This is a genomic window from Burkholderia arboris (assembly GCF_038723655.1).
GTDB lineage: Bacteria > Pseudomonadota > Gammaproteobacteria > Burkholderiales > Burkholderiaceae > Burkholderia > Burkholderia arboris.
On the sequence record NZ_CP109821.1, the window covers coordinates 1,714,041 to 1,733,609 of the forward strand.

A 19,569-nucleotide genomic window follows, 5' to 3' on the forward strand; every position below is an offset into this window, starting at 1 on the left:
AATGTCCTTCGTCGACCCGACCCAGCCGAATCTCGCGGACTTCACGACGTTCGTCTACAACCAGGGCGTGCCTCAGGCCGACCTGCCGACGAACTCGCAATATCTGCAGTGGGCGTACACGATGGCGGTCAACCTTGCGTTGTCGCCGCCGTGTGACCTCCCGGCGATCGTCTACGTGCTCGCCGTGTACAACCTCGGCATGCACCGGCTGCTGAAGGTCGCGCAGGACATTCCGCCATCTACGTTCTTCACGACGCAGCGCACGAACTTCAAAATGATGGCGTTCGTAGCGGGCGTCGTGCAGTCGTCGGCCGACAACGGCACGTCGAATTCGCTCGTCGTGCCGGATTTCATGAAGAACCTGACGATGCAGGATCTTGACCTTCTGAAGACGCCGTGGGGAAGGGAATACCTCGCCTACGCGCAGCAGTTCGGACCGGACATCGTCGGGGTCTCCTGATGCTCACGCTTCACCTCGGCGTCATCGACGTTGCCTACACCGGCGCCGGCGCGAAGCCGGGCGTCACGACCGGCGACGTCGCGACGTTCATCGAGGACGAGTATCACGTGATGCGCATCTTCCTCGAAATGTACGAGGAAGAAATCGGCGAGCTTCTGGCGAACGAGGTGGCAGGCGAGATCGAGAGCCTTGCGCAAGGCAAGCCGGTGCGCGGGCTGGCGCTGGACGTGTCGACTGGGAAGATTGGCGAGCTATTCCGCGACTTCCTCGATGCGCGCGAATGGAAGGGCACCAGCGGACAGGCGATCGCGGCTGCCGACGAAGGCGTGAACCACCGGAAGAAGCGGCCGTACGCAGCGGAAAACCCCGCGCGCGCGGAGTTCGTTGACACGGGCCTGTACCAGGCATCGTTTCGTGCATGGATAACCAATGGGTCTGATCGATGAAGCGGCGGCCGCGCCGGGCGATCTCGCCGCGGCGCTCGAGGCCGGCGTCGAGCAGCTCTCGCGCAACCAGACTGTCACGTTCCAGCAGTACACGAAATCGACGCTTCCCACGGACGGCTACGTCTTCTGGGTGGCGGCCGGCACCGCGCAGCAGTTCAGCGGTTCTCTGCACATCCTGACCGATCGCCGGCAGGACGAAGACCAGACGATCGCTGCGAATAAGCTGCTGTTCACGGCCGAGCAGGAAATTGCGCAGCTCAACACGATTTCGCCGGGCACGATGTGGATCGGCACGTGGCAGGTCGACGGTGCGACGCTGCAGGTCGCGTTCGCCGAGACCGGACTGAACTACCAGCAAGCCGGCCTGTGGCACTACCGCGGCTTCGCGGTGTATCCGGCGCTGGCTTCGCAGCTCGTCGCGAGCGCAGCCGATCTGCCGGTCGAGCCGATCGTCTCGAACAGCCTGCCAATCTGGCTGGCGCTGACGAGCCTCGCCGGCGCGCCGGTGTACCCGTCGTTCCTCGTGCCGGACAACGTCGAGCCGCCGTATGTGACGGCGCACATCGAGCCGGGCGAGACGACCGCGCTGCAGGCGTTCCCGACGTACGCGTGGCCGGGCGCGCCGACGCCGCCGACGGCGCTGCAGCAGATGACGAGCGCGCAGCTCATGCGCGACACCGTGCGGCTCACGTTCTATGGATTCACGAATCAGCGCGCGATCCAGTTCTACGCGGCGCTGATCGACTACTCGCTGAACACCGACGATTTCGGTTTCTGCAATTCGCCGGCGATTCGCGACGAGAAGCGCACGCAGGTTGAGATCGCTGCGCTCGCGATGAAGAAGACCCTGACGATCCTCGCGTCGTACTACCAGGGAACCGCTGACGCGATCGCGCGGCGGCTGATCCTGTCGGCCAGCATCACCACCACCATCCAGGAGTAATCGAAATGCCCCAGAACCCCATCGTCCCGCGCCCGGGTGGCGCGTTGTCGGCGCTCGACGTCAGCGCCGCAACCGTCGTCAAGAATTCTCCCGGCACGCTCGTGCGCATCACGGTGCTCGCCGTTGCGACGGGCGGCACGTTCGGCGCGTATGACGCTACCACGACCGGCGCGGCCGCAACGGCCAACGCGATCGTTCAGTATGCAAGCGGCTATCCGGCCGTGGGCTCGGTGATCACGCTGGAATGGCCGTGCGCCAACGGGATCGTGATCAATCCGGGCACCGGCGGCGCTGTCTCCGTCGCATACGCATAACCCCAGGAGCCGCCCAACATGGCGCAGACCATCACCTCGACGATCGTCAATCTGAACGTCACCGTCACCCGGGCGCCCGTGCCGTCGCAGCTTCAGCGCAGCGGTGCGGCGGTCTCGGTGGGCGGCACGAACCTCACACCCGGCACGTATCAGTACATCGGCCTGCAATCCGATCTGACGGCAATCCAGAGCGGTGCCGGCAACTCGACCGAGCTCGCGAACATGGCCGCGACACACTTCGCCCAGGGCTCGGCCGTCGGCTTCTACGTGCTCGAACTCGGCGCCGAGACCGGCGTCGATCAAGGCATTGGCCTGCTGACGACGTGGATCTCGAACAACCCGAACGTGTTCTACGCGTACCTCGTGCCGGCGGCATGGGATTACTCGAAGGACGAGGTCGGCAGCGTCATCGTGTCGAATGGCGGGTCGGGCTACACGTCCGCACCTTCGGTTACGTTCTCCGCGCCGACTTCGGGCGCGACCGCGACCGGCACGGCCATCGTGCAGAACGGCAAGGTCGTCGCGATCACGATCACGAATCCGGGTTCCGGCTACACGGCGGCGCCGACCGTCTCGTTCTCGGGCGGAGGTGGAACGGGCGCGGTCGCAACGTCGAACCTCGCCTCGGCACTGAACATCCTCGCCGGCCTGTACTCGTCACCGACCAGCAAAACGTATTTCTTCGTCACGACGAGCTCGACGAACCTCGCGAACTACTCGACGCTGAAGTCGGTGTTCGCGGTGGTGCCGAGCCCGCTCGCGCCGTCGACGGAGTTTACGGCGGCCGCGTTCTTCTACCAGTGGCTGGTCAACCAGCCCGGCGCGTCGAACAAGCTGGCGCCGATGGCTTATCGCTATCTGTACGGCGTCACGCCGTGGCCGGCGCAGGGATACAACGCGCAGATCACGTCGATCCTGAGCGGGTACGGGAACATCGTGCTGACGGGCGCCGAAGGCGGCATTTCGACGGCGTGCGTATTCAAGGGCACGCTGATGAGCGGCGACCAGGCGAGCTGGTGGTACGGGATTGACTGGTTTCAGATTCAATCGAAGCAGCGTATCGCAGCCGCGATCATCAACGGCTCGAACAGCAATCCGCCGCTGCTTTATGACCAGCCCGGTATCAACACGGTGGAGTCTGTTGCCGAAGGCGCGGGCTCGAGCGCCGTCACCTTCGGCTGCGCGCAATCGGTATCGATCACCGCGACCGATTTCCAGACGTACACGACGCAGAACCCGGGCGATTACGCAGCCGGTATCTACAACGGCCTCGCCGCGACGGTCGTCGGCCAGAACGGTTTCCTGACCGTGACCTTCAACATCGACGCAGTGCAGTTCTAAGGAGAGCCTCAGATGGCAACCAATCCGCTTGTCAGCCAAGGCACCCTGAACCGCGTCCGGTGCTCGGTCATCGTGCCGGCGTTCACGTCGCTGAACATCACCGCGCCGTACATGGGAAAGTCATTCGCTCGCATTGCGTTCGAAGGTGACTTCACCGACCAGACGGGTACCGGCACGGGGCTGGTGAACTCGCCGGCGCCGTATGTTCCGGCGACGATCTCGGTCGGCATCCTGCGCACACAGGCGCTGTCGATGGCATGGCGCGCGCAGTGGGAAGCGAATAGCGTGCTCGGCCAGGTCAAGATCAACAGCGATTCCGCCGCGTTCGACTCGTTCACGCTGTATGACACCGCGATCCGCCACTTCGACCCGAATGCGTTCGACGGCATGGACGCGGTCTGCATGCTGGTGCTGCGCGGCACGTACTACACCAACAACAACCTGTGGAGCATGACGTGATCCAGATCAATGAGGCGATGAACCTCGTCGTGCCGGTGGTCAGCGATGACACCGGCGTGCGCGTGTGGGCCTACCACACGCCGATCGCACGGCAGGTGTTCGAATCGAACTATCGCGTGCTTGCCGCGACGAAGGCGTCGCTGATGAGCCGCGGCGGCATCTACATGATGGACTCGGGCCCGCGCATCGCGGCGCTGACGCTGATCGACGAAGGCAAGCGCGAGGCCGAGGCGCGCGGCAGCTACGCGAAGGACGGGAAGACCGTCGTCGACGATGTGACGCCGGCGCTGATGGCCGAGATTCGCCGCCTGACGATGGTTCTCGTGCCGGGCCCGGGCGGCTGGGATCTCCTGCCGATCGAGAGCGCGGTCGCGGCCGGCAAGATCGATGACGAGGATCAGGCCGAGGCGGAGTCGGCGATCGTTTTTTTTACCTGCATCTGTGCGCTCGCGAGCAAGGCGGAACGGAAGAAACAGGCGAGCAGCACGGCTTCCCTGCTGAAGGGGTCGATTACCTCCTTGTCGCCTATGGAATTCGCCGATTCCTTGCCGAGCTCGACGAAGGCCGCGCCTTCGGCGCAACTGGCGGTGTCGTCGGTTCCATCCTGAAGTTCGTGGCCAGCGAGGGCTTCGCGGAGACGGTGCAGCGCCACGGCTTCGAATACCGCAGCGCGCGAGACTTCCGTGATCGCAACATTCTCGAGCTGATCCGAACCCTGGGGGGCGCAAGTGGCTAACAAGTCGATCATTCCGATCGAGATCAACGACGCGCAGTTCAAGGCGTTCTACGAACTGTTCGAGCAGTTCGAGTCGAAGATCCAGAGCATGCCGAAAGAGTGGCAGCAGATCGACGCGTCGATGCGTCGGAACGCGGCCACTGCGAAGACCCTATCGAGCGGAATTCAGTCGGCGACCGAGGCGCAGCGCCAGTTCAATGTCATGGCGCGCGAAGGTCTGCACACGATGTCGAAGATGGCGAAGGAGGCGGCCAGCGTCGGCCGCGCCGTGTTCGACATCGGGAAATGGCTGCTGAAGTTCGGTGCAATCGGCGGCGGTATCGCCGGCCTGGGCGGCATCCTCGGCGCGATCAGCCTGCGCGATCTCGCGCATTCGGCCGTAACGGATCAGCGTGGCGCGCGTGGCGTCGGGCTGACGCCGGGCCAGTACAAGGCGTTCGGGATGGATTTCGGGCGCTTCCTCGATCCGAGCATCCTGTCGCACGTCGCGGACGCGCAAAATAGCTACCAAGGCCGCGTATGGCTCGGCCTAGCGACCGGCCTCGGCTCGCAGGCTGTCTCGAACCAAGGCCCCGACCAGCTCGCGATGCGTCTCGCCACGCGCGCGCATGACTGGTGGACGAAGACGCCGGCCTCGCAGCGCACCGCAGAGAACCTGTCGGCGGCCGGCTTCACGCAGTCTGGCCTGACGCTCGAGGACATGCGCAGGCTCGGCAATACGCCGTTGTCGGAATTGAACGCCGCGCGGTCGCAGTACAGCAGCGACCAGCGTTCGCTGAACGTCAGCAATGGCACGACCCAGGCATGGTACGAATTCGACCGTCAGATCACGCTCGCCGGCCGCGCGCTGGAAACGTCACTGACGAACCGGCTTGTCGAGCTCGCGCCGTCGCTGCGCGCGTTCGTGACGACGCTCACGAAGGATGCCGACCAGCTGATCAACGACATCTTCACGCCGAAGAACCTGAAATCCGTGTCGGACGGCATCAGCGGCATGACGGCGTATCTCGGTTCGCCGACCTTTCAGCAGGACATGAAAGACTTTGCCGGTCTGATCGGCTTGGTCGCGAATGCAATCAGGAAGGCGGCGCGGTTCCTCGGCATCGACACGTCATCGTCATCGAATGCCGAAGTCGGGGATTTCGATTTCGGATCCGGGCCGAACGACTGGAATACGGGCGGGATTTCAGGCGCCGACAAAGCGCTCGGATATACGCGGCATGCGCTGACAATGCCGAGCGATCCGGCCGGCTATCTTGCGGGTATCGAGAAACAGCGTGGGCTTCCTCCAGGAACGCTGTCGCGCATGTGGCAGGTCGAGTCGAAATCGGGGAAGAATCTGATCGGCCCGCTCCTGAAGAACGGCGATCAGGCGATCGGTGACTTCCAATTTACGTCGTCGACCTGGAACGATTGGGGCAACGGCGGAGATCGTTTCAACTTCAAGGATTCGGCCGGCGCTTCGGGTGGCTACATGCAGTCCCTGATGAAGAAGTACGGCGGCGATATCCGCAAGGCACTCGCCGCGTACAACTGGGGCCCGGGCAATCTCGACAAGGACATCGCGAAGAATGGCGGTCAGTGGGATTCCCACCTTCCCGCCGAGACGCGCAATTACATCGCGCAGATCGCTGGCGAAGTCGCCAAGCGCAACGCGGTGAAGGTATCGGTCCAGGTTAGCAACAACACGTCCGCGCGCGTCGCCGTGCAGGCCAACGCAGCAGCACCGGGAATGTGACATGGCTGGACTCGACCTCTCTTCAGGCTTCCGCTCGGCGTACGACCTGTCGTTTCAGGTATCGCCGATCATCCTGAACGGCGGGATCGTCGCGAACACGCTCGGCGGCATGATGCCGATCATCGGGCTGGTCGGACAGCTCGGCGCGCTCGCGCAGAGCATCCTGTCGAGCGGAAGCGTGAGTCTCGACAACTTTTTCGCGCGGTTTGTGGTGTTGCCCGGTGGCACGATCATCAACAACGCAGTCGGCACGTATCCGTTCGCGAATCAGCAGGTCGCCGGGAATGCGATTGTGATGCAGCCGAAGAACGTTTCGCTGCTCATGATCGCGCCGGTGAAGGACATCGGCGGCTATCTGACGAAGCTGGCGATCTTCACGTCGCTGCAAAGCTCGCTTGAGGCCCATTGCGCGGCGGGCGGCACGTTCCATGTTGCCACGCCGGCGCGCATCTACACGAACTGCATTCTGACGTCGATGACGGACGTCACGAGCGGCGAGGGCAGGCAGCAGCAGATTCAGTGGCAGCTCGATTTCGTTCAGCCGCTGCTGACGCAGCAGGCGGCGAGCAGCGCTTTCGGCGCGCTGATGAGCAAACTCGCGGGCGGCCAGCAGGTGACGTCGCCGGCATGGTCCGGTGCTGTGGCGGCCGCCGGCTCGGCCGTACAGGGCGCGCTCGAAGGCATCGGCAACATGGCCGGCGTCGTGAATCAGTTCCTTTCGCAGCCCGCGCTATGACGACGCTCATTGCTTTTCAGCCGTCGAACGCCACGACGCCGCCGTTCCAGACGACTGTCACGCTCGACGACGTTTCGTACGCATTGTCGGTGACGTGGAACATCGCCGGGCAGCGCTGGTATGTGACGCTGACCGACCAGAACGGCAACGTCGCATGGTCGGGCGGGATGGTTGGCTCGCCCCTCGGTATCGATATCCCGCTTGCGCCTGGCATCTTCTCGACGTCGACGTTGCTGTACCGCGAGGACACCGGCAATTTCGAAGTCAACCCCTGATCGATGCGCTACTACGACATCACCATCACGCCGGAAGGCGGCACGAAGCCATTCCGGCGCTGGACGTCGCACCAGAATGGCGCGTTCGATCCCGGTGCGCTGAACATCGAATTCGACATTCCTGTGGCGACGTACGGTACGCCGATGGGCGGCCAATCGATCCTGATCGAGGGCGTCCCGCTTGAGGATCTGCTGCAGGCGCAGCAATTCGCCGGCATGAACCTGTCCATGAAGGGTGGGATGCAGGCAGGTCTGCCGCTCGCGAATCCTAAGCAGGCCGGCCTGCTCGCTGCAGGTCAGGTGTGGCAGTCCTTCGGCAACTGGGAAGGCACCGAGATGACGCTCGATCTGGTACTAAACCCGGCGGTGTACACGCTCGATCAGCCCGGCAACATCGTGTTGAACTGGACGGCGGGTATGCCGTTGGCGCAGGCGTTGAAGCAGACGCTGTCAGTTGCCTATCCGATGATGTCCGCGTTGGTCAACATCAGCGACAAACTGGTGCAATCGCATGACGAAGTCCATCGGTGCTCGACGCTTGAGCAGCTTGCGCAGCTGCTCGCCGAGATCACGCAGGGGAACTTCCTCGGGGCCGAGTACGCGGGCGTGCAAGTCACGATTCAGGCCGGCCAGATCGTCGTCTACGACAGCACGTATCAGCCGAACACAGTGCAGCTTGCGTTCACGGACTTCATCGGTCAGCCGACGTGGATCGCGCCGAACGTGATGCAGGTGAAGCTGGTGATGCGCGCTGACATCCAGCTCGGCACCGAACTGCTGATGCCGCAGGGGCTGCAGAACACGCCCGGTATCGTGCTGACGTCGGCGGCTGCGCTGCCGTCGAACCTGAAGTACAAGAGCGCGTTCCAGGGCAAATTCTCGGTGATCGAATTGCGACACATCGGCAATTTCCGCGCGCTCGACGGTGCGTCGTGGGTGACGGTCGCGAACTGCGCGGTGATGAGCAATGGCTGACAACTACGCAAAGCTGCCACTTCAGAAATCGCTGAATCGACTGGCGATCGATCGTGCAGCGAAGGCGATCGAAGATACTGGCAATGCACTGCCGTGCCGCGTGACGGCCGTTTCCGGCTCGATTGTCACGGTCGAGTTCGAGATGCAGGGCACGTGGACGCTTCCACCGGTGCGGATCCCGAAGGCCGAAAGCCCGTGGATCCGCAATCCGACGCAGGTCGGCGACAAGGGCGTCACTATGCCGGCCGACGCGTATCTGGGCGGCATTTCCGGGCTCGGGGGTGGCACAGCCGATTTCCGGCGCCGCGGCAATCTGACCGCTCTCGTGTTCGTGCCGACCAGCAATGCGGCATCGCCGCCGGATGACCCGAACGCGGCGCAGGTATGCGGCCCGAACGGCATGATCGCGCGCACCACGCAGGGAACGCCGTCGTCGTGCGTCGTGAACCAGAACGGCGTGACGATGGAATATGGCGGTGCATCGCTCGCGCTCACCGCGTCCGGCATCGTGATGAGCTTCGGCGGCCGCACGATCACGCTTGACACGTCGGGCCTGTCGATCGACGGCAACAGTTACGAGGACCATACGCACGGGTATTTCCCGGGCACCGGATCAAAGGTTCAAAGCGATCCGCCCATCAATTGAGGGAGCAAAAACGTGCGCACGTGGGGCAGGATCTACAACGCAGACGGCACGTATCGATGGGTTTCAGTCACGACAGACGCCAACGGCTACAACGACAACGTCTACCTGACGGATCTTTGTCAAGTGCTGAAGCTGAATCTCGGCGAATCGCCGTTCTACGCAAATTACGGAATACCGGCGCAGCAGACCGTCGTCACGCAGGTTTTCCCCGACTTCTATGCGATGGCGACGCAGCAACAGTTTGCGCCGTATTTCGCGTCTCTCGCGATTGTGCGAGCGCCCGGTAGTTTCCCGCCCGTCTACAACATCCAGGCCGTCGCGCATAGCGGCGCGCTACTGAACGCGACCGTAGCCATATGAGCTCGATTCCCCTCGTCATGACAGCAGCCGGCCCGGTTGCGACCGATCCGGCCACGCTGCGGCAGAACCTCGTCAACGGCGTGGCCGCCGAGGTGCCGGACTATACGGCCAATCTGCCTGGCAGCCTGATCGAGGACATCGCTTCGACTGACGTCGGTGCGCTGACGACCATCGACCAGGCGCGCGTCGAGGCAGTGAACAGCGTTACGCCTTTCGGTGCGAATGCTTTCGTGCTCGCGCAGCTCGGCGCGCAGTTCGGCGTCCCGCAGGGCGTCAGCGCGAACGCGAGCGTCTACGTCGTATTCAATGGCCCCGCAGGCTACGTCTTTCCGGTCGGCTTCGTGGTCGGTGATGGCGCGCACCAATACGCGCTTCAGGACGGCGGCGTGATTCAAGCGAGCGGGCAGTCCGCGCAGCTTTATGCAGTGTCGACCACCAGCGGTTCGTTTGCGATCCCGCAAAACACCGTCAACCAGATCATTACGTCGCTGCCGAGCGAATACGTCGGCGCGATCACGGTGAACAACCCGCAGGCCGGCACGGCCGCGACGAGTACCGAAAGCCCGCAGGACTACCGCAGCCGCGTGATGCTGGCGGGGCAGGTGACGTCCGTCGGCACGCCGGCATTCCTCAAGACGCTGCTCGGCAAGATCACGGGCGTGCAACAGCGCCTGATCTCGATCAACCAGGTGACGGGCGGCTGGCAGGTCGTATGTGGCGGCGGTGATGCATATGCGGTCGCCGCAGCGATCCTGCAGGGCACGCCGGACATCGCGCTATTGAAGGGCTCGCAGCTCAGTATCACCAGCATGTCGAATGCGAACCCCGTTGTCATCCAGACAAATCTGGGCAGCGGATATGCGGTCGGCCAGACGTTCGCGGTGACGGGAGCGACGCCGAGCGCGTTCAACGGCACCTATACCGTTGCTTCGATCTCGGGGAATGCGATCACCACGTCAACGAATGGCGCGGGTTTCGGCACGTACACGGGCGGCGCGAGCTTCTCGCCGAATCCGCGCAACGTGAACGTGTCGCTGTTCCAGAATCCGAATACCTACAACATCCCGTTCGTGAATCCGCCGCAGCAAGTCTTGACGCTCGCGGTGACGTGGAATACGACGCTCCCATCGTTCACAGCCGGCAGTTCGGTGAATCAGCTCGCGGCGCCGCAGTTGCAGTCATACCTGAACTCGATCTATGCCGGCCAGCCGATCAACCTGAACGAGATGACGGCGACGTTCCTCTCGGCAGTCGCCCCGGTGATCGATGGTCCGAATGTGACGACGCTCGAATTCGCGGTAACGATCAACGGCGTGGCCGTAACGCCGGCGGCGGGCACCGACATCATCCTGTCCGACCCGGAAAGCTATTTCTTCTGCTCGGATACGGGCGTGACCGTCGCGCAGGGGTGACGCATGCAGATTGAGTCATTTGGCACCCAGCCGCTGCAGAAGGTCATTCCGTCGTATCTCTACAAGGAATATGAGGACGATCCGTCGCTGCAGGCTTTTGTCGACAGCTTCAACGCGCTCTCGCAGGGTTATCTCGACTGGTTCAATCAGACGCCGCTCGGTCTGTATACATCGCCGTTCATCACCGGCGCGCTGCTGGATTGGATCGGACAGGGCGTCTACGGCATTCGCCGGCCGGTGCTCGCATCGCAGACGTCGGTACGGTTCGCTGGGTACAACGCGAATCCCTACAACACGATCGCCTACAACGCGCAGTATTACTCCGCGAGCCAGACGGCATCGGTCGCGAATGACGACATCTACAAGCGCGTGCTGACGTGGCACACATACCGCGGCGACGGTATGCAGTTCTCGATGCAGTGGTTGAAGAATCGGATTTCGCGTTTCATCAACGGGGTGAACGGCAGCGACTATCCGGTGCTGAACGATCCGCCGATGATCACGGTCACGGGCACCGTGTTCGCCGTGACTGCGCTCGACAGCGTCGGGTTCGATGCGCTGCAGCTCTGCTATGAGAACGGGGCGCTCCAGTTCCCGTTCGAGTACCAGCTGCAGTTCAACATCGTCAAGTTCTTCAACGATGGCGGCGTGCTCACGATGCCATTCGCGTTCACGTATCCGACCAGCCCTGTCGGTCTCGCACCGGGCGCCGTGTATTGGAACGGTGGTCTGATCTCGGTCGTGCCGGGCGTCACGCCGAATCCGTCGGCGCCCCCGCTGTACTTCGACACGACCTTCCCGCTCGAGCTTCTCGCGCTCGGCGGCGGCAATCTTCCGCTGACGCCGCCGACAACCGGCACCGGCCAGCTCTGGAATAACTTCGGCGCCATCTCGATCGCATAGCCTGGAATTCACACATGCCATCCCTTTTCACGTTCGCCAACAACGTCAGCACCACGTTGGCGGGGGCGATCTCGTCTACTGCTACCTCGCTCACGTTGTCGAGCGCGGCCAATCTTCCGACGTCGATCCCGGCCGGCAAGGCGCTTGTCATCACGCTCAACGATCAGGCCACGCGCCAGCAGTTCGAAGTGATCTACGCGACGTCCATCACGGGCGCAACGCTGAGCGGCCTGCAGCGCGGCCAAGAGGGCACGACAGCGCAGGCATGGTCGGCAGGCGATTACGCATACTGCGCGCCGACCATGGGTCAGATGCAAGCCTTCGGACAACTCGGGGACACGAATACGTGGACTGGTCCGAATACGTGGACTGGACCGGGCGCATTCTCGGATCCCCTCGCAATCGGCAATGCGGCGCTACCGGGTCAGGCTCTGGCGCTCGGACAGCTCGCGTCCCTGATCGGACCGAGTGGGTATTTGACGATCCCCACGTATTACAGCGGCGCGTTGATCAACCTGTTCCTCGAATGGGGCCCGACGCCGATCGTTCCTGGATCTGGCATAGCCTCCGTGACGTTCGCTGCGCCTTTCGTGAATAAGCTGTTCGCGTTCGTGCCGGTCGGCGGCAAGAACATCACGAATCAGGGTAGCGCGCTTGTCGCGGGCACATCGAGCCTGACGGTTGGTGCACTGGTCAACATCGGCCCGAATCAGGTCGATGCAGGGTCATATATCGCGATCGGCTACTGAGCCAGCAACCGCATCTCATCGAGCCCTCTTCGGAGGGCTTTTTTATTGTCAGGACGCCATGAAAAAGACTCTGCTCGCTTTGCTGATCGCGCCCGCGATCGCATTCGCTCAAACGTATCCGTCGCCGATCTTCAACAACATCACGGTCAACGGGACAGCGGCCCTGACGAACGCGACGTTCACGAACACGCCGACTTTCACCGGCGGCCTGCCGCTGAGCAGCCTATCGAACATCGCGGCGAACACCGTGCTTGCAAACGTGACGTCGGCTGCTGCCGGTGTGACCGCATATGCGATGCCGTCATGTAGTGGTTCGGGTAGTGCACTGAATTACACGAGCGGAACGGGCTTCGCATGTGCGACTGGGCTCGCGCCGCTCGCTTCGCCGACCTTCACCGGAACGCCGGCCGCACCCACCGCGACGACCGGTACGAATACGACGCAGATCGCGACGACCGCGTTCGTGAACAGTTCGATCACGGGCATGCCGTCGGCCACGTTCGGATCGCTCTATCTCGCATGGTTCAACGGTCTGTCAACCACGCTACCGGCAACGTCCGGCGTCCTTTGGAACAACGGCGGAATTCTGTCGAAGTCCTGATTCTTGCGACGAACCTGCGATTGACCACGAGAACAACCTCATGAAGAAACTGCTCATTCTGCTGTTTGCGCTGCCGGCACTGGTATTCGCGCAATCGTATCCCTCGCCGATTCTGAATAGCTTGACGCTGCAGAACCCGCTGACGACGGCAAACGGTGGCACCGGGACGACCACGGCAACAGGCAGTGGGTCGGTTGTGCTGTCGAGCGCGCCGACTATCGCGAATCCCACGATCTCGGGTTCACTGACGGCGACCGGCGCTGTTTCCGTCAGCTATCCCAGCCCGACGTTCACGATCAATGACTCGACCGGCGCCAATGCCGCATATCTGAATTTCGGGAAATCGGGCGCCACCGAATGGTCGGTGCATGCGAACTCGGCCGGCGGCCTGTATCTCGATCGCTATGTATCGGGTTCGTACGCCGATACGCCGTTCTCGATCTCGACGTCGACGGGTCTGGTGACGCTGGTGGATGGTTTGTCGGTCACTGGCACTGTCAGCGGCTCGGGCTTCGACAACTACATCACGAGCGCGAACACGCGCGGCCTGATCGACTCGATGACCAACGCGAAAGCGTATGGTGCGCTCGGGAATTCGAACGGCACGCACGGCAACGGCAACGACGATACGACCGCGTTGCAGAATGCGCTGAATGCGTCGGCCAACGGGATCCTGCATATACCGTGCGGCACGTACCGCATCACGGCGTCTCTGCAGGAATCGTCGACGAACAACTATTGGATTCAGGGCGACGGTCAGTGCACGAAGATCTACAACGATGCGTCGACTGCCGTTCCCACGTTCCGATTCAATCCGAGCACGTATAACGGCAACACGAACCCGACGATCAAGATCACGGGGATCAACTTCATCACGCCGAACGTAACCGGCGGCGGCCAGACGGCCGTGACGTTTCAGAACGAATCGGCTCCGCAATTCACGGGCAATATCGTGCAGGGCTACCAGGTCGGGCTGTCGTTCACGACGACCTACGGGCCGATCATCGATCACAACTCGTTCTACAGCACCAAGGGTGCCGCGATCGACTGTTCGATCGATGCAAGCTGCAACAATGCGCAGATTCATCAGAACGGTTTCTTCAGCAACGGGATCACGAACTCCGATGCTGCGATCAAGATGTCGTCGCCGACGAACATCAATGGCTTCTCGATCATCGGGAACGACATCGAAGGCAACTACGGCGGCATCATCTCAAGCAACGTTTCCGGCGGTGTGATCGCGGGAAACTACATCGAGAACCAGACCGGCTATAACCTGTGGTTCGCGTCCGGAAACTCGTCTATCGACATCAACGGAAACTGGCTCGGCGCGTCGCCGACGCTCACGCTCCAAGGCTTGTCGAACAGCGTGTTCCAGAACAACGCGATGTACAACTATACGATCGGGCAGGGTACGACGACGAGCGTACGGCAGATCAACAACACCACGACGGGAACCGCCAGCATCACGCTTCCATCGGTCGGGCAACTCAACACGAATACGACCAGCGGAACGTCGATGACGACCAACACACCGGTCAACTGCACATCGATCAACCTCCCGCCGGGCACATGGGACGTGATGGGCGTCGTTCAATTCGCTCCCGCTTCGACGACGGTCGTCAACTACATGCACGCGAGCATCAGCCTCACTTCGGCAACGATGGGGTCGCAGCCGTATCGGACGGACGTGGGTGGCATCAGCGCGACGGGCAGCAACGTCGGATCGATGTCGCAATCGACGCCAGTCGTGCGCGAGACATTCGCATCGACGACGACGGTCTATCTCATCGGCAACTCGCAGTTCACGACGAGCACTCAGACGTGCAACGGGTATATCCGCGCCACGCTTGTCCAATAAGGCGCATCGAACTTCCAACAAGATGACCAGCCGCCTCCGGGCGGCATTTTTCATACCGGGGCCCATGAACCATCCACATGCACACGCGGACGGCGCAGTGACGCCTGCCCGCATCACGGATCTGGAGATTCGGATGAGCACTCTCGAGCAACAGGTCAGCTCCTATCACGATGAACTTTCGCGTAACACGCAGGTGACGCAGAAGGTCGAGTCGAATACGGCCGAGCTGATCGCGCTGATGCAGTTCGCGAACACCGGTATCAGCTTCTTCGCTGGCCTCGGCCGATTCCTTCGGCGGCTGGTGATCTGGCTCGGGCCATTCATCACGATCGGCGGCGTGATCTGGGCGATTGTGCATGGCAAGTGGCCGGAATGGCCGGGGCAATCATGAATCTGACGACCGCGATCATCGCTGCCGGCTGCGGCGCATCGCCGGCACTCGCAGCGCAGTGGCTCGCGCCACTTCAAGCTGCGTGCGATGCGCACCAGGTCAACACGCCGCTACGCGCGGCCGCGTTTCTGGCGCAGATCGGCGTCGAGAGCGCGCGCCTGTCCGCCGTCTCCGAGAACCTGAACTACAGCGCGGAGGGGTTACTCGCGACTTTCCCGAAGTACTTCAGCGAAGCCGAGGCGCAGCAGTATGCGCGCCGGCCGCCGGCCATCGCGAATCGCGTCTATGCGAGTCGGTACGGGAACGGCAATGAGGCAAGCGGCGACGGCTGGCGGTATCGGGGCCGCGGTCTGGTGCAGATCACTTTCCATGACAACTACCAGCTCTGCGCCGTTGCGCTCGGCCTGCCGCTCGTTCAGCAGCCTGACCTGCTCGCCGTGCCGGTGAATGCCGCGGCATCGGCTGCCTGGTGGTGGGCCGCGCATGGCTTGAATGCGCTGGCCGACGCCGGCCAGTTCCAGCAGATCACTCGCGTGGTCAACGGCGGCCTGAACGGCTATTCGCAGCGCCTGTACCTGTACGGTGCGGCAAAAAAAGCGCTCGGCGTGACCTGAACCCTCAATCCTTCAATTCCGCCCGGCCGTGCGCCGGGCTTTTTCATTTCTGGATCAGACATGACCCGATGCAGCCATGACATGCCGCTCGAGCATCCGTGCGAGCACTGCACAGCCGAGGGGCTCGCGAAAGTCACGCAAGCACACACCGAGAAAGAGACGCTCTCGGTGGCCGTGAACATCCCGGAGCATGCCGAACGCAAGACGACCGCGCTGTTCGAGCGCACACGCAAGGATCTGATCGCGCGTGAGGGCGCCCGCTGCTTCATATGCAATGCGACGGCCGAGGAATCCGGCCATCCGCTCGAGGCCCACCACCACCCGATCGAGCGGTCGCTGGCCGAGTTGATCGACTGGGAGCGCTTCAAATTCGACGCGCAGGCCGGATTCTGGGGCGAGCACATCAAGGCGTTCGATTGGGATGGCTTTACCGACTGGACGCAGTTCGTCGACGACATGACCGTGAATGGCATGTTGCTCTGCAAGGCGCACCACATCGGGAAAGACGAGGGATTGCACGCGATGCCTTTCCCTCTCTGGATCGCCCAGAAATACGCGAAGGAGGGCTATCAGTTCTCCGACGTCGAAGTCATCCACCACAACCAGGAGTAAGCCATGCCCGCACCCACCTCGAGCATCGTAACCGGCGGCGTCACGATCAGTGCCGCAACGGTCGAACCCGCCGTGCAATGGGCGCTAACGGCGCTGTTCCATACCTCAGTCCCGGAGAGCGTCTCGGTCCTCGTCACCGGTCTGGTCTGCGCAGCGGCACATGCTGCCATCAACCGACTGATCACGCGTAATGCCGTTCCGGCAGCACCCCAGCAGTAACCGACCGCCGCACACCGCGGCACCACTCCCGAAGGAACCCCATGAAGAAGCTCATGCTGCTCGCGGCAGGCATTGTCGCGTCCGTCGCACTCGTCGCCGGCTGCAAATCGTTGCCGACTCTGCAGGAACAGTTCACGCAGGCCTGCCCGATCGTCAATGCCGACCTGAAGATCATCGCCGCATCACCGCTGCTCACGCCGGCGCAGCAGCAACTGCTGAGCGGCGCCCCGGGCGATGCCACGAAGCCCGGCGTCATCGCCTCAAACGAAGCCATCTGCGCAGCCGGCGCGCAGCTCAACGTCACGGACCTACGCACGATCCATGACAGCCTGCTGCCGATGGCGATCACGATCGTGCAGGCCGTCCCGGCGCTCCCGCAGCAGCAGGTCGTGCTGCTCGCGCTCCAGACGTTCGGGCCGCTCGTGCAGGGGATGATCGATCAGCTCATCACCGCCGCAACCGCGCCGACCGCCGCCTCGACGCCGCTCGCGGGCGCGCCGCTGAAATGACCCCGCGCGATTACGCGCTGCTTGCGCAGGAGGCGTATTCCGCGAAGCCGGACATCGGCAATGCGGACAGCGCCTCGCGCGCGATCGTGCGGCAGACGGCCAGCGGCCTGGTCGTCGCCTTCCCAGGCACCGACAACCTCGATTGCGTCGCGGCCGATCTGGACGCCCATCCGATCGACGTGATCGGCATCGGCCAGGTGCATCACGGATTCTGGAAGGCATGGGGCGCGATCGCGGTTGACGTGCTCGCTGCGATCGGTGGCCGGCCGGTGACGCTCGTCGGTCACTCGCTCGGCGCGGCGATCGCGATCATGGCCGCGTCGGCGATGGTGGTTGGCGGCAACGCGCCGGCGGCGGTCTACGGTTTCGAGCCGCCACGCGTGAGCACGAACGACAGCGTTGCATCGCTACTTACGAAGGTGCCACTCAGCCTGTACAAGAACGGGAACGACATCGTTCCGGATCTGCCACCGGACTGGTGCCATGCCGGCGCCATCCAGCAGATCGGCCGGCCGGCGCTACCGTTCGCGAACGTGACCGATCATGCAATCGCGCGCGTGATTGCCGCGCTGACGTAGGTCAATGCTCGGCACGCTGCCTAAGGTCCTGTGCCGATGCGGCAACGCGCGCCGGAGCGAACAACCGATCGAACGCGTTGACGATCGTGCGCCGGCACCGCGTTTCAACGAGCGCCCAGAGGCCATAGGAGAAGACCAGCACCATCAGCCAGAAGACGATGATCTGAGTCAGGTTGTCTCCGAACTTCGGGAAGGTCGTCGTGCGCAGCAGCGCGCGGAACACGATCTGGTGCGTCATATACATCGCGAAGCTGATCTCGCCCAGCCGCACGAAAAGCTTCGGTGACAACGCACGCGCGAGGATGCCCGTGCTGAACGCCATCGCGAAGATGATCCCTGCGAAAATGATCGCGTTGCCGCATTCGTACCACCACTTATGCGCCGCCGGCGGCATCAGGTGCGGGCGATACATGCCGATCAGGTCGGCGACGCCCGGGAAGTAGTGCGCCGCTGCCAGTCCACCGAACAGCACAGCCGCCTGCGCGATGCCGATCGTCAACGTTGGCCACCCTCCAATCCGATCCTTCAGTCTCAGGTACAGGGATCCGGCCGCCACGCCCAGCGAAAATTCGAAGATACGGGCCACAGGAAAGATATAGACCAGGGAGTCGTAACTGACCTTGTCCTCACCTTCGACCAAGCCTGTCGCGCCGATATGCGTCGCATACCAGATCATGAACATGGCACCGCTCGCGCATAGCGCGATCTTCCACCACCACGTTCGATCCCATCGCCAGATCAGGAGCGGGAACATCGCGTAGAAGAACGACTCAGTCGAGATGCTCCATGACAGCTCGTTGAAGGAATAGAAGTGCGTCGGCCGTGGCGTCCAGCTTTGCAGCAACAGGACGTTCTGTAGAAGCGGCGGATTCGTCAGCCCCTCCGCGAAGTAGCCCCATGGCCACGGGAAGAACACGAGGATCAAGAAAATCAGCGTGACATGAGCTGGCCAGATCCGCGCAATTCGCGCGACCCAGAATCGACCCCATTCGCGGAACGTCGGCAACTCCGGGTGGCTATAGAAGAGCACAAAGCCGGACAGGACGAAGAAGAAGGAAACGCCTTGGTCGAGGGGGACATGCTGTCGAAGCCACGCGCCGTATCCAAAATACGCGCCGGTGTGATGCACGACGATCGCCGCGGCGGCCAGGAACCGCAACGAAGTCAGGGCGGGGAGGTTATCTCGCATTTTTCATCTGATGAAATTTCATGCGCATTCTAACCGACCTCCGTCGTCAGGAGAACCGCAGGCGTTCGCTGCTGTCGGTCAGAAATAGCGCAGCGCCAGCGCGTCGCAGGTCTCGTCGTCCAGCTCGTCGAGGCCCGTCGCGCGCGTCCAGCAACTGCACCCGTGGTAGGGCTGAACGCGCATCGGCGAGCACTTCGGATGCGTGCAATGTGCGACGCCTGCGCCCGGCTCCGCGGTGCCGGCCCAGTGTTCGCAGGTCCAGCATGTGCACGTGACGGTGCGGACGTGCAGGCCAATATATGGGGTCGCATTGAGTGGCACGATGGGCGAAATTCACTGTATGAATGTACAGTGTAACGCACCGGGAAGTGATGGGAATGAGGTTGAAAAAAGCCTGTTGAATCAAGGGCAAGTTTTACGGTAAAATTCCCACTTACGCTCCTGTGAGGCTTGCTGCATATGGATGACACACTAGGATTGTGATTCCTGTCGTCGTGGGTTC

At 62.6% G+C, this 19,569-nt stretch carries 25 protein-coding genes; 24 read left to right on the forward strand and 1 reads right to left on the reverse strand.

Annotated elements, in window-relative coordinates:
* Nucleotide 1 precedes the first annotated feature (1 nt).
* From OHZ10_RS08125 to OHZ10_RS08240, 24 genes are all read left to right on the forward strand, one after another.
* The gene (locus OHZ10_RS08125) at nt 2–460 is read left to right on the forward strand and encodes a hypothetical protein (protein WP_342704270.1); all 459 of its coding nucleotides are present in this window, start codon (nt 2–4) and stop codon (nt 458–460) included.
* Nucleotides 460–906 carry a hypothetical protein gene (locus OHZ10_RS08130; protein WP_342704271.1) on the forward strand — a complete coding sequence of 149 codons (447 nt, stop codon included), beginning with the start codon at nt 460–462 and terminating at the stop codon, nt 904–906. The genes OHZ10_RS08125 and OHZ10_RS08130 overlap by 1 nt, the downstream gene beginning before the upstream one ends.
* Nucleotides 890–1,849, forward strand: coding sequence for a hypothetical protein (locus OHZ10_RS08135; protein WP_342704272.1), 960 nt, complete (start codon nt 890–892; stop codon nt 1,847–1,849). The genes OHZ10_RS08130 and OHZ10_RS08135 overlap by 17 nt, the downstream gene beginning before the upstream one ends.
* A 5-nt stretch (nt 1,850–1,854) precedes the next feature.
* Nucleotides 1,855–2,163, forward strand: coding sequence for a hypothetical protein (locus OHZ10_RS08140; RefSeq protein WP_342704274.1), 309 nt, complete (start codon nt 1,855–1,857; stop codon nt 2,161–2,163).
* Nucleotides 2,164–2,181: 18 nt separating this feature from the next.
* A complete protein-coding gene (locus tag OHZ10_RS08145; protein WP_342704275.1) occupies nt 2,182–3,504 on the forward strand; it encodes a hypothetical protein in 1,323 nt (440 codons plus the stop codon).
* A 12-nt stretch (nt 3,505–3,516) separates the two neighbouring features.
* On the forward strand, nt 3,517–3,963 hold the full coding sequence (locus tag OHZ10_RS08150; protein WP_342704277.1) for a hypothetical protein: 447 nt from the start codon (nt 3,517–3,519) through the stop codon (nt 3,961–3,963).
* Entirely contained in the window at nt 3,960–4,571 is a 612-nt protein-coding gene (locus OHZ10_RS08155; protein ID WP_342704278.1) for a hypothetical protein, read from the forward strand. The genes OHZ10_RS08150 and OHZ10_RS08155 overlap by 4 nt, the downstream gene beginning before the upstream one ends.
* 120 nt (nt 4,572–4,691) lie before the next feature.
* A complete protein-coding gene (locus tag OHZ10_RS08160) occupies nt 4,692–6,437 on the forward strand; it encodes a lytic transglycosylase domain-containing protein (protein ID WP_342704280.1) in 1,746 nt (581 codons plus the stop codon).
* 1 nt (nt 6,438) lies between these two features.
* Entirely contained in the window at nt 6,439–7,173 is a 735-nt protein-coding gene (locus tag OHZ10_RS08165) for a hypothetical protein (RefSeq protein WP_342704282.1), read from the forward strand.
* Nucleotides 7,170–7,448 carry a phage baseplate plug family protein gene (locus OHZ10_RS08170; RefSeq protein ID WP_342704283.1) on the forward strand — a complete coding sequence of 93 codons (279 nt, stop codon included), beginning with the start codon at nt 7,170–7,172 and terminating at the stop codon, nt 7,446–7,448. The genes OHZ10_RS08165 and OHZ10_RS08170 overlap by 4 nt, the downstream gene beginning before the upstream one ends.
* 3 nt (nt 7,449–7,451) lie before the next feature.
* The gene (locus tag OHZ10_RS08175) at nt 7,452–8,423 is read left to right on the forward strand and encodes a hypothetical protein (protein ID WP_342704284.1); all 972 of its coding nucleotides are present in this window, start codon (nt 7,452–7,454) and stop codon (nt 8,421–8,423) included.
* Nucleotides 8,416–9,069 (forward strand): hypothetical protein, encoded by a 654-nt coding sequence (locus tag OHZ10_RS08180; RefSeq protein ID WP_342704285.1) that lies wholly within the window; start codon nt 8,416–8,418, stop codon nt 9,067–9,069. Before OHZ10_RS08175 ends, OHZ10_RS08180 begins: the two co-directional genes overlap by 8 nt.
* A gap of 12 nt (nt 9,070–9,081) precedes the next feature.
* On the forward strand, nt 9,082–9,429 hold the full coding sequence (locus OHZ10_RS08185; RefSeq protein WP_342704287.1) for a hypothetical protein: 348 nt from the start codon (nt 9,082–9,084) through the stop codon (nt 9,427–9,429).
* A gap of 17 nt (nt 9,430–9,446) precedes the next feature.
* Nucleotides 9,447–10,841 (forward strand): baseplate J/gp47 family protein, encoded by a 1,395-nt coding sequence (locus OHZ10_RS08190; RefSeq protein WP_342704289.1) that lies wholly within the window; start codon nt 9,447–9,449, stop codon nt 10,839–10,841.
* Nucleotides 10,842–10,844: 3 nt separating this feature from the next.
* A complete protein-coding gene (locus OHZ10_RS08195; protein ID WP_342704290.1) occupies nt 10,845–11,744 on the forward strand; it encodes a hypothetical protein in 900 nt (299 codons plus the stop codon).
* A gap of 14 nt (nt 11,745–11,758) precedes the next feature.
* On the forward strand, nt 11,759–12,493 hold the full coding sequence (locus OHZ10_RS08200; RefSeq protein WP_342704291.1) for a gp53-like domain-containing protein: 735 nt from the start codon (nt 11,759–11,761) through the stop codon (nt 12,491–12,493).
* Nucleotides 12,462–13,094, forward strand: coding sequence for a hypothetical protein (locus OHZ10_RS08205; protein ID WP_342704293.1), 633 nt, complete (start codon nt 12,462–12,464; stop codon nt 13,092–13,094). Before OHZ10_RS08200 ends, OHZ10_RS08205 begins: the two co-directional genes overlap by 32 nt.
* Before the next feature lie 40 nt (nt 13,095–13,134).
* Entirely contained in the window at nt 13,135–14,955 is a 1,821-nt protein-coding gene (locus tag OHZ10_RS08210) for a NosD domain-containing protein (protein WP_342704294.1), read from the forward strand.
* A gap of 22 nt (nt 14,956–14,977) precedes the next feature.
* On the forward strand, nt 14,978–15,346 hold the full coding sequence (locus OHZ10_RS08215; protein ID WP_342704295.1) for a hypothetical protein: 369 nt from the start codon (nt 14,978–14,980) through the stop codon (nt 15,344–15,346).
* Complete coding sequence (locus OHZ10_RS08220) at nt 15,343–15,960, forward strand: glycoside hydrolase family 19 protein (RefSeq protein WP_342704296.1); 618 nt, start codon at nt 15,343–15,345, stop codon at nt 15,958–15,960. Before OHZ10_RS08215 ends, OHZ10_RS08220 begins: the two co-directional genes overlap by 4 nt.
* A gap of 60 nt (nt 15,961–16,020) precedes the next feature.
* On the forward strand, nt 16,021–16,572 hold the full coding sequence (locus OHZ10_RS08225; RefSeq protein ID WP_342704298.1) for a hypothetical protein: 552 nt from the start codon (nt 16,021–16,023) through the stop codon (nt 16,570–16,572).
* A gap of 3 nt (nt 16,573–16,575) precedes the next feature.
* Entirely contained in the window at nt 16,576–16,791 is a 216-nt protein-coding gene (locus tag OHZ10_RS08230; RefSeq protein ID WP_342704299.1) for a hypothetical protein, read from the forward strand.
* Between the two features lie 41 nt (nt 16,792–16,832).
* Complete coding sequence (locus OHZ10_RS08235) at nt 16,833–17,300, forward strand: hypothetical protein (protein WP_342704300.1); 468 nt, start codon at nt 16,833–16,835, stop codon at nt 17,298–17,300.
* A complete protein-coding gene (locus OHZ10_RS08240) occupies nt 17,297–17,878 on the forward strand; it encodes a lipase family protein (protein WP_342704301.1) in 582 nt (193 codons plus the stop codon). Before OHZ10_RS08235 ends, OHZ10_RS08240 begins: the two co-directional genes overlap by 4 nt.
* A 1-nt stretch (nt 17,879) precedes the next feature.
* Here the strand turns inward: OHZ10_RS08240 and OHZ10_RS08245 are convergent, their stop codons facing one another.
* Nucleotides 17,880–19,067: an acyltransferase gene (locus tag OHZ10_RS08245; RefSeq protein WP_342704302.1), complete on the reverse strand. Its 1,188-nt coding sequence runs from the start codon at nt 19,065–19,067 to the stop codon at nt 17,880–17,882.
* Between the last annotated feature and the right edge of the window lie 502 nt (nt 19,068–19,569).